14 protein-coding genes and 1 pseudogene are annotated in these 14,975 nt (G+C 40.2%); 1 reads left to right on the forward strand and 14 read right to left on the reverse strand.

What is annotated here, in order from left to right; genetic code table 11:
- Positions 1 to 40: 40 nt before the first annotated feature.
- From glgA to DW059_RS07920, 14 genes and pseudogenes are all read right to left on the reverse strand, one after another.
- A complete protein-coding gene (gene glgA / locus DW059_RS07860; RefSeq protein ID WP_117698395.1) occupies positions 41 to 1,498 on the reverse strand; it encodes a glycogen synthase GlgA in 1,458 nt (485 codons plus the stop codon).
- A gap of 18 nt (positions 1,499 to 1,516) precedes the next feature.
- On the reverse strand, positions 1,517 to 2,800 hold the full coding sequence (locus tag DW059_RS07865) for an O-acetylhomoserine aminocarboxypropyltransferase/cysteine synthase family protein (protein WP_022243779.1): 1,284 nt from the start codon (positions 2,798 to 2,800) through the stop codon (positions 1,517 to 1,519).
- 90 nt (positions 2,801 to 2,890) lie between these two features.
- Positions 2,891 to 3,619, reverse strand: coding sequence for a YebC/PmpR family DNA-binding transcriptional regulator (locus DW059_RS07870; protein WP_117698396.1), 729 nt, complete (start codon positions 3,617 to 3,619; stop codon positions 2,891 to 2,893).
- A 33-nt stretch (positions 3,620 to 3,652) separates the two neighbouring features.
- Positions 3,653 to 4,408, reverse strand: coding sequence for a hemolysin family protein (locus tag DW059_RS07875; RefSeq protein ID WP_242986171.1), 756 nt, complete (start codon positions 4,406 to 4,408; stop codon positions 3,653 to 3,655).
- A 217-nt stretch (positions 4,409 to 4,625) separates the two neighbouring features.
- Complete coding sequence (locus tag DW059_RS07880; RefSeq protein ID WP_022243776.1) at positions 4,626 to 4,973, reverse strand: type II toxin-antitoxin system PemK/MazF family toxin; 348 nt, start codon at positions 4,971 to 4,973, stop codon at positions 4,626 to 4,628.
- 64 nt (positions 4,974 to 5,037) lie between these two features.
- Entirely contained in the window at positions 5,038 to 6,207 is a 1,170-nt protein-coding gene (gene alr, locus DW059_RS07885) for an alanine racemase (protein ID WP_022243775.1), read from the reverse strand.
- A gap of 21 nt (positions 6,208 to 6,228) precedes the next feature.
- On the reverse strand, positions 6,229 to 6,498 hold the full coding sequence (locus DW059_RS16465) for an ADP-dependent NAD(P)H-hydrate dehydratase (RefSeq protein WP_242986173.1): 270 nt from the start codon (positions 6,496 to 6,498) through the stop codon (positions 6,229 to 6,231).
- Between the two features lie 8 nt (positions 6,499 to 6,506).
- The gene (locus tag DW059_RS07890) at positions 6,507 to 7,715 is read right to left on the reverse strand and encodes an NAD(P)H-hydrate epimerase (RefSeq protein WP_242986174.1); all 1,209 of its coding nucleotides are present in this window, start codon (positions 7,713 to 7,715) and stop codon (positions 6,507 to 6,509) included.
- A 3-nt stretch (positions 7,716 to 7,718) separates the two neighbouring features.
- Complete coding sequence (locus DW059_RS07895) at positions 7,719 to 8,372, reverse strand: hypothetical protein (protein WP_022243773.1); 654 nt, start codon at positions 8,370 to 8,372, stop codon at positions 7,719 to 7,721.
- 12 nt (positions 8,373 to 8,384) lie between these two features.
- Positions 8,385 to 9,034 (reverse strand): annotated as a pseudogene (locus DW059_RS07900) (redox-sensing transcriptional repressor Rex).
- A gap of 77 nt (positions 9,035 to 9,111) precedes the next feature.
- Positions 9,112 to 11,100 carry a ribosomal protection-like ABC-F family protein gene (abc-f, locus tag DW059_RS07905; protein ID WP_117698397.1) on the reverse strand — a complete coding sequence of 663 codons (1,989 nt, stop codon included), beginning with the start codon at positions 11,098 to 11,100 and terminating at the stop codon, positions 9,112 to 9,114.
- 114 nt (positions 11,101 to 11,214) lie between these two features.
- Positions 11,215 to 12,423 carry an NADP-dependent isocitrate dehydrogenase gene (locus DW059_RS07910; RefSeq protein WP_117698398.1) on the reverse strand — a complete coding sequence of 403 codons (1,209 nt, stop codon included), beginning with the start codon at positions 12,421 to 12,423 and terminating at the stop codon, positions 11,215 to 11,217.
- Positions 12,424 to 12,441: 18 nt separating this feature from the next.
- Positions 12,442 to 13,101 carry a GntR family transcriptional regulator gene (locus tag DW059_RS07915; protein WP_117698399.1) on the reverse strand — a complete coding sequence of 220 codons (660 nt, stop codon included), beginning with the start codon at positions 13,099 to 13,101 and terminating at the stop codon, positions 12,442 to 12,444.
- A gap of 17 nt (positions 13,102 to 13,118) precedes the next feature.
- The gene (locus tag DW059_RS07920) at positions 13,119 to 14,501 is read right to left on the reverse strand and encodes an isopropylmalate/homocitrate/citramalate synthase (RefSeq protein ID WP_022243768.1); all 1,383 of its coding nucleotides are present in this window, start codon (positions 14,499 to 14,501) and stop codon (positions 13,119 to 13,121) included.
- Between the two features lie 186 nt (positions 14,502 to 14,687).
- Here DW059_RS07920 and DW059_RS07925 point away from each other — a divergent pair, with 186 nt between their 5' ends.
- A complete protein-coding gene (locus tag DW059_RS07925) occupies positions 14,688 to 14,891 on the forward strand; it encodes an alpha/beta-type small acid-soluble spore protein (protein ID WP_022243767.1) in 204 nt (67 codons plus the stop codon).
- Positions 14,892 to 14,975 lie beyond the last annotated feature (84 nt).

A 14,975-nucleotide genomic window follows, 5' to 3' on the forward strand; every position in this document is an offset into this window, starting at 1 on the left:
TTTTACACTGTCTGTCTTATTATCTACATGATATTCTTTTTTATACCGGCCAGCCCTTTAAATAATTGTAAAGGTTCTCATAACGGCACTTAGAACTCTTCCAGGAGAAGTCTTTTGCCATGCCACGGTCAATAATCTGGTTCCACTGTTTCTTCTTGTCAAAGAAAATGTGTTTGGAATAATTAATGACAGAAAGCATTTCCTCCCCATTGTAATTACTGAATGAGAATCCATCTCCGGTATTCTCATATTCATTATATGGAACAACAGTATCTTTTAATCCACCAGTCTCGCGGACGATTGGCACTGTTCCGTAGCGGAATGAAATAAGCTGTGTCAGTCCACATGGCTCAAACCGGGATGGCATTAAGAAGGCATCGGCAGATGCATATAACTTATGCGCCAGGTCATCGGAGTAACAGATATTTGCAGACACACGATCCGGATATTTCCATGCATAATAACGGAACATATTCTCATACTGACCTTCACCGGTTCCGATTACTACAAGCTGTGTAAAGTCATCTACGATACGGTCGATAACGAAGTTAATCAAATCTAAGCCCTTCTGGTCAGTCAGACGGGAAATCAGACCAATCATATATTTCTTCTTATCTACGGTCAGTCCTAAGTCTTCCTGTAATTTCAGCTTGTTATTGACTTTCTTTTTACGGAATGACTCAGCATCATAGTTACAGTAAATCTTATTATCTGTTGCCGGGTTGTAAACCTGATAATCGATACCGTTTACAATTCCCTGCATATCATAATGACGGGCGGAAAGCAGACCATTTAAACCTTCCCCATAATATTCTGTCTGAATCTCATTGGCATAAGAATCACTGACTGTGGTAATGTAGTCTGCATAAACCAGACCACCCTTTAACATATTAGCATCTTTCTTATATTCCAGCTTATCCGGTGTGAAGAGTGATGCCGGAAGTCCGGTTAACCCCCGCATGGTCTTAATATCCCATACACCCTGGAATTTTAAGTTATGAATAGTCATAACAGATTTCATACCCCAGAAGAACATATCTCCCTGAAACTCGTTTTTCAGATATACCGGAATGAGACCTGTTTCCCAGTCATGACAATGGATAATATCCGGCTGGAAGCCGATAACAGGAAGCATAGATAATACTGCCTTATCAAAGAAACAGAATTTTTCGATATCATGTCTGATATTTCCATAAGGTGAAAAACAGTCAAAATACTCTTTATTATCAATAAAGTAATATGTAATTCCATCTAATTCATATTTTAATACGCCCACATATTTGCTTGGGATATAAGAACCTGTTCCCATGTAAAAATGTGTTACATATTCAAACTGGCTCCGGAAATGTTCCGGTATACAACTATAGTTTGGAATTACCACACGAATATCCCAATACTGAGGGTCAAATTCCTTTGGCAGTGCACCACACACGTCCGCAAGCCCTCCGGTTTTAATAAATGGTACACATTCTGATGCTGCAAATAGAATTTTCTTCATTTTGCTACCCCTTTCTGCTTATACATTCTCCAATGCCTGTTCCAGGTCTGCAATGATGTCTTTTACATTTTCTGTTCCAACGGAAAGCCGGATTAAATCCGGTGCTACACCTGCTTCAATTAACTGCTCATCTGTCATCTGACGATGTGTATGGCTGGCAGGATGCAGGACACAGGTTCTGGAATCTGCTACATGTGTTACAATTGCAGCTAATTTCAGATGATCCATAAAGGATACGGATACTTCCCTACCACCCTTTAAGCCAAATGCAATAACACCACAGGTACCATTTGGCATATATTTTTCTGCCAGTGCATGATATTTGTTATCCCTTAAGCCCGGATAATCTACCCATGCCACTTTATCATTTGCATTTAAATATTCTGCTACCTTCTGGGCATTTTCACAATGTCTTGGCACTCTTAAATGTAAAGTTTCCAGCCCGACATTCAGTAAGAAGGAATTCATTGGGGATGGAATGGAACCAAGGTCACGCATAAGCTGTGCTGTTGCTTTTTCGATATAAGCCAGCTTACCAAATTTCTGAGTGTATACAATTCCATGATAAGATTCATCCGGCTGTGTCAGTCCCGGATATTTATCCTTATATTTCTCCCAATCAAAATTACCACTGTCAACGATACATCCACCCACTGCCATGGCATGTCCGTCCATATACTTGGTAGTAGAATGAGTTACGATATCTGCTCCCCATTCAAAAGGTCTGCAGTTAATCGGTGTTGCAAATGTATTATCTACGATAAGTGGTACCCCATGTGCATGGGCAACATGTGCAAACTTCTCAATATCAAGTACTACAAGGGATGGATTAGATAAGGTCTCCGCAATCACCGCCTTGGTATTTGGTAAAAATGCCGCTGAAAGCTCTTCTTCCGATGCATCCGGATCCACAAAGGTACAGGAAATTCCCTGTTTCTTAAGTGTGGTTCCCAGCAGATTAAAGGTTCCACCATATAAGGAGCTGGATGCCACAATATGGTCTCCTGCTTCACAGATATTAAATACTGCAAAATAGTTGGCTGCCTGTCCGGATGAGGTCAGCATTGCTGCTATACCGCCCTCTAAATCTGCAATCTTTGCAGCTACTGCATCATTGGTCGGATTCTGAAGTCTCGTATAAAAATATCCGGCTTCCTCTAAATCAAATAACCGTCCCATCTGGTCACTGGTATCATACTTAAATGTAGTGCTCTGGTAAATCGGTAATACTCTCGGTTCCCCCTTGGTTGGTTTCCAGCCAGACTGAATACATTTTGTCTCAATCTGATAATTCTCTTCCATCTTTCCTTCTCCTTTATACCATATGTAATATATTATTAGAAAATACCTGCATCTATCTATCATTGTCTCTGATAAATGCAGGTATCAGTTTTATTCCTCCCAGTTGTGATATACTTCCTGTACATCATCATCTTCATCCAGAAGATCTAGGATTCTCTGGATATTGATAATATCTTTCTCGTCTGTTAAAGAAACATAAGTCTGAGGAATCATGGTAACCTCAGCACTTGCCATTGGAATATTTTCTGCTTCCAAAGCTTCACGTACTGCACTGAAATCATCCGGTGCTGTAATTACTTCAAAGCTGTCTTCCTCTTCTGAGAAATCCTCTGCTCCGGCGTCCAATGCCATCATCATCAAATCGTCTGCATCCATATCGCAGTCTTCCTTGGCAATGATAATCTGACCCTTCTGGTCAAAAAGGTAAGATACACAGCCCTGTGTTCCGATATTTCCCTGACCCTTTGTAAATGCATTCCTTACATTTGCAGCGGTACGGTTCTTGTTATCGGTTAATGCGTCTACAATAATTGCAGTTCCGCTTGGACCGTATCCTTCATAAGTAACCTGTACATAATTTACGGAATCACCGTCTCCGGCTGCTTTTTTAATACCACGCTCGATGGTATCGTTTGGCATATTATTCGCCTTTGCTTTTGCAATTACGTCTCTTAATTTACTGTTGTTAGCAGGGTCTGCTCCACCCTCTTTTACCGCAATTGCAATTTCACGTCCTATAATTGTAAATATTTTTCCTTTTGCCGCATCATTTTTCTCTTTCTTATGTTTGATATTGGCAAACTTGGAATGTCCTGACATAATAAATCCTCTTTTCTATCCGTATTTCGTGTATTATTCTACCATTTTTTCATCCTGCTGACAAGTCGCAGTGTCAGACTCGGCAGATTCTGACCTTTCCGGAACAACATGTACATATTTTATCATCTTATCTTCCACGGAAAGTACTTCGAAAATATAGCCTTTGTATTTTACTTCAAAGACTTCGTGCTCCGATGGAATTTTATCAATAAGCGAAATCAGAAGGCCATTTAAGGTGTCATAATCCTCATCTTCAAAATCAAGATTCAGTGCTTCACCTACTTCCTCTAACGGTGTCATTCCATTCATTACAAATGTTCCGTCCGGTTTCTTCTCTATATAGGTATCTTCCTCATCATGTTCATCTAAAATATTTCCGACGATTTCCTCTAAGATATCCTCCATGGTGACCAGTCCGGCTGTCTGACCATATTCATCCACAACAATTACCATATGCTCTTTTGCCGACTGCATCTCCTGAAACAATGCATTGATGTTGCGTGTCTCCGGTATGAAATCCACCGGGCGGATTAACCCGTCAATTTCCTTAATCGGCTTCTTTAAAAGCTCCGGTTGTCTGCTGTAGGATAAGGTCTCTTTGATATGTAATACTCCGATAATATTGTCTATGGTATCAGAGTATACCGGCATTCTCGAATAATGGCTGTCTATCACCAGAGTGATTACATCTTCAAAAATGTCATTTCCATCCAGTGCAGAAATGTTTTTACGGTGTGTCATAATATCACCGGCTTCTTTATCACCAAATTCAAAGATATTATGTATCATCTCCGCTTCATTTTCCCGAGGACTCCCTGCTCATGGCCTTCATTTACCATGGAAATAATTTCTTCCTCTGTTACATCCTCGGAATCTTTGAATGGAAGTTTATGAAAAATTTTTTAAAAAATCCTGTATTCGGACTCCCTCCGTCATCCATTTTTGAATACTCTCCTTTTTATACATATTTCTGAAAAATATAACATTTTAGGTCAAAATAGTCAAGTTATGTATATAATTCCAGACTAATCTTCAGTGCTTTGTCGATTTTCGACAGAATTTTTCCATCCAGATGACACACCTTATCTTTTAATCGTGTCTTGTCAATGGTACGAAGCTGTTCCAATAAAATAACCGAATCTTTTACAATGTCATATTCATGACAGGACAGCTCCACATGGGTCGGCAGCTTCGCTTTATTCATCTGTGATGTGATTGCGGCACAGATAACCGTAGGACTGTGCCGGTTTCCTACATCATTCTGTATAATCAGAACCGGTCTGATTCCGCCCTGTTCCGAGCCTACTACCGGTCTTAAATCCGCATAATAGATATCTCCTCGTCTGATAATCATAATATACACTCCATAGAATAGGTTTTACTGAAAGTATTACCAATTTTATCGAGTGTATACTGTTCTAATCCTGAAAATAATCTTTCTGTTCTACTTCTTTGTTGTTTTCGAAATAGATTCTTGGAATACGTTTGCCAAGACAGCAGACAAATTCATAATTGAATCTGCCGGATAAATCCCCGATTTCTTCCGCTGTAATGATTTCATCGCCGTCTCTGCCAAGAAGTGTTACCTCTGTTCCAACGACAACATCCGGCACATCAGTAACATCCACCATAAACTGATCCATGCAGACTCTGCCAAGAATCGGTACTCTTTTTCCCTGAATCAGTACAGAACCTTTGTTAGATAAAGTTCTCGGATAACCGTCTCCATAACCGACCGGAATCGTTGCCACCTTCGTCTCTCTGGTTGTGGTATAGGTTCCACCATAGCTGATTTCCCTTCCAGCCGGCAGTGTCTTTACGTAAGAAACATGACTCTTTAATTCCATTAACGGGTGCATTGGCAGTCTGTCTTTTTGCACTTCATCCGATGGCCAGAGTCCGTATAATGTAATTCCCGCTCTTACAATGTCCATATTTGCTTCCGGCAAATCAATAATTCCTGCACTGTTTGAACAGTGTGCATGATGGAAAATAACGCCTTCTTCTTTGCACATTGCAATCATTTTCTGAAACAGTTCAAGCTGCTTATGGGCACCCGTTTTGTCCTTTTCATCTGCCCTTGCAAAGTGGGTAAAAATCCCCTCCATTATTATATGTGGCAGCTTACTGATTTGCGCTATCTCTCCTGCATTTTCTTTTTCCACCTGATAACCAATCCGGCTCATTCCAGTATCCACTGCAATGTGAATTGCCACATCCTGATTTTTCTTTGTTGCAGCTTCAGAAAGTGCAACTGCCATATCATACGTAAATACGGCAGGCTCTAATTTCTGTTCTACAATAATCTCATATTCATCCGGGAATGCAAAACCAAGAATCAGAATCGGCTTCTTAATTCCATGATTTCTTAAAATTACGCCTTCTTCCACTGTGGCCACACAGAAGCCATGGAGATACGGAAGCGGCTCTAATACACGGGCAAGTTCCGTTGCACCATGTCCGTATCCATCTGTTTTAATTACCGCAAACATGCTGGTATCTTTCTTTAAAAGCCGGTGCATTGCCTCCATATTCTCAATGGCCGCATCCAGATTCACGCTGGCATATACCCTGCTATATCTTTTCATTTCATTCACCTCAAATTATTATTATGACAACACATCGGATAATCCGTTTATAATTTCGCCTGCAGTCAGTCCATGCATTGAAACTGTTTTGCTCCGTTCATCTGCTGCCGCCGCATGTACATATACCCCAAGCGGTGCCGCCTGCTCTGCAGATAAGCCCTGCGCCATCAGACTTCCAATAATTCCGCTCAGTACATCACCACTTCCCGCAGTAGCCATTCCGCTGTTACCGTTCCGGTTAATAAATGTTTTCCCATAAGGAATTGCCGTTACCGTTCTGCTGTCTTTCAAAACACAGATTACATTATATTCCCTTGCGAAATCTTCCGCAACCTGCTCAATATTTTCTTTGATATAGGAACGGCAAGCTGTTTTAACCGGGACATTTCCCCCAGATGTGGCGTTAATACCAGTTCTGTATGTGGGCGAAGAAGCTGTTCGGTCTGCTCTGCTATGATATTTAATGCATCGGCATCTACTACCATTGGTACTGCCGCATTCTTAAGTACCGTCTTTACAATACTGTGTGCCACATCACTTTTGCCAATTCCAGGTCCTAAAATAATAACATCTGCCCAGGACAGACATTCTATCAGTTGCTGTGTATCAGCCTTTTTTGCAGAATAGGTAGTAAGAATTGCCTCCGGCACTGCTGTCTGTAAGATAATACGGTTTTCTTCCGGTGTATATATTCTCACCAGACCACAGCCACTGCGATAAGCTGCCTTTGCTGCAAGAACCGCCGCACCTGCCATATTCACGCTTCCGGCAACCAGAAGGACTTTTCCAAAGGTTCCCTTGTTCGAATCAGCAGCACGATTATTTAAAAAATTTAAATCTTCCTTTGTGATTGCATAAGCTGCAGGTCTTTTATCTAACCAGCTTTCTTCTCCGATTCCGATATCCTTAACCGTAATATTTCCGCAGTATTCTGCACCAGGAAATAATACCATTCCGGTCTTGCAGTAAGCAAAGGTTACGGTATCATCTGCTTTGAATGCACCACCTAATACAGTTCCATTATCTGCCGAGACACCGGATGGTATATCCACCGCCAGCCGGTGGGCACTGCTCTGGTTTAGCCGTTCCATCAAGTGCACCAGTTCATCATCTAATTTTCGTGATAATCCTATGCCAAATAACGCATCAATAATCAGGCTGTAGGAATTTGCATCCTCCATTTCATCAATAAATGGTACACCATATGATGTCAGGATTTCATACTGTTCTTTTGCCTGCTTTGAAAAATGTGTTTTATTTCCATAGAGATATACTTCAACCGGAATGTGGGATAAGTATAACAATCTTGCAATTGCCATACCATCGCCGCCATTATTTCCGGTTCCACACACTACCAGCACGTGGTTACATGAAATTTCTTTTTCCTGTATTACTTCTATCACAGAAAGTGCTGCCCGCTCCATTAGAACCATGGATGGCACTTTAAAATGTTCGATTGTATTGGTATCACATGTTTTCATTTCCCGGGAATTTACAAGATATTCCATAAATTAATTCCTTTCGTCCGCATTTTCCACCGCTTTTTTCCCCTGCAGACGGTCTTCATCTTCCTGCCGCAGATCAAATATATTTAAAATATCCACACCAAAAATATCATGCATATAAGAATAAATCTGCCGGTTGTTGATTTCACGGTTCTGTTTTTTGATGATATTTTTCTTAAGTTCTACCCTTACCTTATCAATCCAGGCCGTAATTTCATCTGCTTCTTTGCTGTTCTGTCTTAGTCTCTCATAGCAGTAACGCATGCTTTCTAACATAAGTTCCTGATTTGCACTATTTATATTTCGTGGAAGTTCAATTAATTCATCCTCAATTTCTTCCATTTTGACATTGACTTCATCAATCAGTCTCTTGTCTTCATCTAATTTTCTGGAAGAAATATCCCCCTCATTTTCCTCATGAGTTCCTTCCATGTTGACAACAATGCTTTTCATCAACCGATTCTTTGTCTTTTTCAGTTCTTTCAAATCATTATTAAGCTTTCCCTGCTGTTCTAACAACTGATTTACCTTTTCTTCCAGCTGCTTGATTTCACTGGTTTTTCCGCTTAAAGCAAAAAGCCTGTGCCATTTCTGATCCAATACAAGTATTGGTACTTTTCTGCTTTCTAATGCTTCCAGAAATTCCTTGTCATCTTTCATGCAAAAACACCTCTATTCCAGCGTTTCCTTTTCCCTTTTGTTCTTTGTCATATTATAGGATAACTGCATCAGGCTGTCTGATAAATGTACATTTTCCACTACAACATTTTCATCCAACACTTCCAGATCCACATGGGCAAAATTCCAGATTGCATGTACACCAAGCTTACCAGCTGGTTTGCCACAGCATCTGCCTTTTCTTTCGGCATAGTCAGTGTAGCAATATCTACCTTATGTGTCTTTACAAATTCTTCCAGTTTATCAATCATTTCGATTTTATTGCCACGAATGGATTTTCCGCATAACTCCGGATTCACATCAAACAATCCTACTATGACGAAGCCGAGTTTTTCAAACTTCACATAATTGGCAAGTGCCTGTCCTAAGTTACCAGCTCCAATAATAATAATATTATGCTGTTCATTTAATCCCATAATCTTTCCGATTTCTTCATACAGAAATTGTACATTGTAACCATATCCCTGCTGTCCAAAACCACCAAAATTATTTAAATCCTGTCTGATCTGCGATGCGGTCACTTTCATTCTTGCACTCAGTTCATTCGATGAAATACGTTCTACCCCTTCATCTAAAAGTTCCCCCAGATATCGGTAATATCTTGGCATTCTACGAATTACTGCCTGTGATATTTCTTTGCTCATTCTGCCAGTTCCTCCTGCTCTCAATACCCTACAATAATTATAGTTTCTTGCCGAAAGGATGTCAATGTGTTACAACTTTAACAATCTTTCTGTAAACTTAATTCTTCCCATTTTGCATAGAGTTCTTCCAGAGCTGCCTCTTCCTGCATCTGCTCCTCATGGATTTTGTTTAATTCATAGGAATTTGATGCTACCTCCGGCTTTGACAGTTCATCATTTAATGCTTCTAACTTTGCCTCTCTCTTAGCAATTTCATCTTCTGTACGCTTTAATTCGTTTTCCAGCTTACGTTTTGCTGCCTGCTGTTTCTTCATTTCTTCCCAGCTTAACTTCTGTTTTCCTCCGCTGGATATCTGCTCTGTTCCATTATTTTCTCCAGTTCCATCGGAAACAATGACATTTCCTTTTGCTGCTGAATTGTCTGCACGATCCTGTGTAGCTGTGCCAAACGCCGCTAACTCCTGAACTTCCTTTTTCTCCAGATAATAATCGTAATTTCCAATATAATTTAGAATTGTTTCATTCTTTAAATCAAGAATTCTACTGGCAGTTTTATTAATAAAATAACGGTCATGGGATACATAAAGCACCGTTCCGGTATAGGAATTGATGGCTGACTCTAAAATTTCCTTTGACATAATATCAAGGTGGTTGGTCGGCTCGTCCAATATCAGGAAGTTTGCATTGGATAACATCAGTTTTGCCAGTGAAACACGCCCTCTTTCTCCACCACTGATATCACGAATCCGCTTAAACACATCATCATCCGTAAATAAAAATGCCGCTAACACATTTCGAATCTTCGTTGCCTTCAGATTCGGATAAGCATCTGCAATTTCATCAAATAACGTCTTATCCGGGTCTAAATTCTGATGCTCCTGATCGTAATATCCGATTTCCACATTGCTTCCAAGCTTTATCTCCCCGGCATCTGCGTCTACAATTCCATTGATTATCTTTAAAATGGTGGTTTTCCCGGTACCGTTATTTCCGATTAAAGCAACTTTTTCCCCTCGCTTAATCTGAAAATCAATGTTTGAAAACAGTTTATGCTCGTAAGATTTTGAAAGTCCTTTCACCGAAAGTACATCATTTCCACTGGTAATTTCCGGCTCCAATGTAATATGCATATCTGTTTTTTCATCGATTGGCTTCTCAATACGTTCTATTTTATCCAATGCCTTCTCACGGCTTTCTGCACGCTTAATGGACTTTTCCCGGTTAAAGGATTTTAACTTGGATATTACTTCTTCCTGGTGCTTGATTTCCCGCTGCTGGTTATAATACTGTCGCAAAAGACTTTCCCGCTGTATTTCCTTCTGCCTCGCATATGCGGTATAATTTCCCGGAAATACCGTTGCCGTATGGCGGGATATTTCCACTACCTTCGTAACAATCCGGTCTAAGAAATAACGGTCATGGGCTACGATAATTACGGCTCCTTTATAATTCAAAAGATAGTTTTCAAGCCATGCAATCGATGCCATATCAAGGTGGTTGGTCGGCTCGTCGAGCATGATAATGTCAGGCTTGGTTACCAGAAGTCTGCCTAATGCCACTCTGGTCTTCTGTCCTCCGGATAACTCTGACATTTTCTTTCCGAAATCATTTTCCGAAAAACCAAGTCCCTTTAACACACCGTTTATCTCACTGCGAAAAGTCAGTCCGCCCTCTAACTCAAAGGCATGGCTGAAACGGTTATACTGCTCCATATATTTCTCTAATTCATCTGCGCTTACATGCTGCATGTCTTCTTCCATTTTACGAAGCTTTTCTTCTTTTTCAATTAATGCATCGCAGGCATGAAGCACTTCATTATAAATGGTCTCGTTGCTGTCTTTATCCTGATACTGGGCAAGATAACCGATGGTTTTTCCTTTTGCAACGGTTACCTCGCCACTGTCCGGTGCCAGCTCTCCCACTATAATTTTCAATAACGTAGATTTGCCGGCACCATTGATGCCGACAATTGCTGTTTTCTCATTATCTTCTACATGAAAAGAAACATTCTGTATTATGGTGTCTGTCCCAAAGGATTTACTGATATTCTGACAGGCTAAAATCATGGAAGTCTCCTCACTTTTTCTCTTCACCCCATAAGTAAAGCATTCTTTACAAGGGCTTTTTATAGCTGAAAATTCCGGGACGGCACACTATTCTGCCCTCCCGGAGTATAAAATTTATAACATTTTCTCTAATGTAGCACGGATTGCCTTGATAAAGTCTTCACTGTTTAATACAGCCGGATTTTCAATTGTAGTAATCAGTGCAAGGTCTTTGGTCATCTTTCCGGATTCAATCGTATCTACACAGGCTTTTTCCAGTTTATCGGCAAATGTGCTTAACTCCTGGTTGCCATCTAATTCACCTCTCTTACGAAGTGCTCCGGTCCATGCAAAAATAGTTGCTACGGAGTTGGTGGATGTTTCTTCTCCCTTGAGGTGTTTATAATAGTGACGCTGAACTGTTCCGTGTGCAGCTTCATATTCATAATATCCTGCCGGTGATACCAGTACGGAAGTCATCATGGCAAGGGAACCAAATGCAGATGATACCATATCACTCATAACATCTCCATCATAGTTCTTACATGCCCAGATAAAGCCGCCCTCTGCTTTCATCACACGGGCTACCGCATCATCGATTAAGGTATAGAAGTAGGTAATTCCTGCTTCTTCGAATTTTTCTTTATATTCCGCATCAAAGATTTCCTGGAAAATATCTTTGAAAGTATGGTCATACTTTTTGGAAATGGTATCCTTGGTTGCAAACCATAAATCCTGTCTGGTAGAAAGTGCATAGCTAAAGCAGCTTCTTGCAAAGCTTTCGATAGAATCATTTAAGTTATGCTGTCCCTGGACAACACCTGCTCCGGTAAAGTTATGAATCAGCTCTCTTGTTTCCGTTCCGTCCTCTGCTGTATAAACCAGTTCACATTTTCCCGGTCCCGGAATCTTCATTTCAGAAGCCTTGTATACATCACCGTAAGCATGTCTTGCAATGGTAATCGGTTTCTTCCAGTTCTTAACACATGGCTCAATTCCCTTTACAACGATTGGTGCACGGAATACCGTTCCATCTAACATTGCACGGATAGTTCCATTCGGACTCTTCCACATTTCCTTTAAGTTGTACTCCGTCATACGTGCTGCATTTGGTGTAATGGTAGCACATTTTACTGCAACACCGTATTTCTTTGTTGCATTTGCAGAATCTACAGTTACCTGGTCATCCGTTTCATTACGATGTTCAAGACCCAGGTCATAATATTCTGTGTTCAAATCAATAAATGGTAATAACAGTTCATCCTTAATCATTTTCCAAAGGATTCTTGTCATTTCGTCTCCGTCCATTTCAACCAAAGGGGTAGTCATTTTAATTTTGTCCATCTTTCTATCCTCCATTTACTATTTCAGCAGATTGTCCCAGCCATAATTATCCATATTTTCAATAGTATTTAACATATGACTTGTCGCAAGCAGTTCTGCTTCTTTTGCATTGTGCTGCTTCAATGCTTCTACAATCTTTTTATGTTCATCATTTGATTTTACCACACGATCCGGCATTGACAAAGTGATTTTTCGAACTCTTTCCACATAATGATGAAATGCAGACAATTCATGCTTTAACATTTTGCTTCCGGAAGCTTCATAAAGCACCTCATGAAACTTATTATCCAGCTCCAATATCTGTGCATAATTTTCCTTCTTAGCATGAAATTCCACCAGAAAAATGTTTTCTTCCAGTTCCGCTATCTGCTCCTTGGTAATTCTGTCTGCCGCCCACTTTGTGCAAAGTCCCTCCAGCCGTGCACGGATTTCATAGATATCTTTTACGTCTTCTTTCGTAATTCCCTCTACGAATGCTCCGCGGTTTGGAATGATTCTGACGAGTCCTTCCAGTTCAAGCTGCCTTAAGGCTTCTCTTACCGGAGTACGGCTGACACCCAGTTCATCACCCAGGGTTTTTTCTTTTAATTCTTCATCGCACTTGTATTTTCCGGATAAGATATTTTCACGAATCGTATGAAATACTCTTCCGCTTAAAGAATATCCTTCTTCGCCCACGATAAAGCCTCCTTAATTTATAATACAATTCCGAGTTTTTTACAACAGTCAGTTATCTGTACTACAAGTTCGTTATCTGTAATTACAGTTACACGTCCCTCATCATACTGCTCGTCTACCCACTGTTTGATGGTCTTTACCAGTTCCGAATTCTTATCTACTTTACGGTCATCACTGAGACGGTAATAGGTATTAATCCAGTGTGCAATTCCAGCAAGTCCTGATGTATTGGAAACAGATACCAGTGCCGGACGATTTAAGAATTTTTCGGTATCAAAAATGTTATAAATTTCTTCATTTTTCAAAAGTCCGTCTGCATGGATACCTGCTCTTGTAACGTTAAAATTACTTCCGACAAATGGTGTACGGCTTGGAACCTTATAATTCAATTCCTTCTCATAATATTCTGCCAGTTCTGTGATAACTCTGGTATCCATTCCATCCAGGGTACCCTTTAACTGCGCATATTCAAATACCATTGCTTCCAGAGGTGTGTTACCGGTTCTCTCACCAATACCAAATAAGGAACAGTTTACGCCGGATGCACCGTAAAGCCATGCTGTGGTCGAGTTATTGACTGCTTTATAGAAATCGTTGTGTCCATGCCATTCAATCAATTCAGAAGGAACTCCTGCATGTGTGGTAAGTCCGTAAATGATACCCGGTACACTTCGCGGAATTACTGCTCCCGGGAAGTTTACACCATATCCCATGGTATCGCAGGCACGAATCTTAATCGGAATATTGTATTCTTTCATTAACTTCATCAGCTCTAAGCAGAACGGAATTACAAATCCGTAAATATCAGAACGTGTAATATCCTCCAAATGACATCTTGGACTGATTCCAGTCTCTAAGCATTCACGAATCACACTTAAGTAAAGATTCATAACTTCGCTTCTGGTCATTTTCATTTTATAGAAAATATGATAATCGGAGCAGCTTACCAAAATACCGGTTTCACGCAGTCCCAAATCTTTTACCAGCTGGAAATCCTGTTTGCTGGCACGGATCCAGCTGGTGACTTCCGGGAATTTATAACCACGCTCTAAGCATTTATATACGGCATCACGATCCTTCTTGCTATATAAGAAGAACTCGCTCTGACGAATTTTACCCTTTGGTCCGCCTAATTTATGTAAGTAATCATAGATGGTTACAATCTGTTCTGTAGTATATGGTGCTCTTGACTGCTGACCATCACGGAATGTTGTATCAGTAATCCAGATATCCTCCGGCATATTATGCGGAACGATTCTGTCATTAAATGCAATTTTCGGAATTTCCTCATATGGAAAAAGATTGCGGAATACATTTGGTTCCTCAACATCTACAAGCTGATAAAAATGCTCTTCCAACTGTAATAGATTAGTTTTTTCATTCATAACGACTTCTCTCATGGAACACACTCCTTTTGATTCACAAATATTCTTGAATAATTGTATACAATTATACTTGTATGTGTCAAGAGCTTTTTCAAGATTATTCCAAAAAAGTGAATATTTATTAGTATTATCCTTTTTTATCGGTAGATAATAGTATTGTAACCATTCGGTTATATACAAATGCTAAGGAGGAAATTTACTATGTCTAATCGTTCGAAAAAATCTTCTGTTCCAGAAGCACAAAGTGCATTAAACCGTTTCAAATTCGAAGTTGCAAGTGAGTTAGGTGTACCACTGTCTGAGGGATATAATGGGGATTTAACTTCCCGTCAGAATGGTTCCGTAGGCGGTTATATGGTAAAGAAAATGATTGAGGCGCAGGAAAAGCAGATGGCTGAACGTTAACGCATCTTTTTCATTGCACGCTTAGATGTCAGAAGAGGCTGTCCACCGGAATCGGTGAACAGCCCCTTTCTCAGGTTCCCCCTT

Origin of the sequence: Roseburia sp. AF42-8, from assembly GCF_003435965.1 — a bacterium.
GTDB classification, from domain to species: Bacteria; Bacillota; Clostridia; order Lachnospirales; family Lachnospiraceae; genus Roseburia_C; species Roseburia_C amylophila.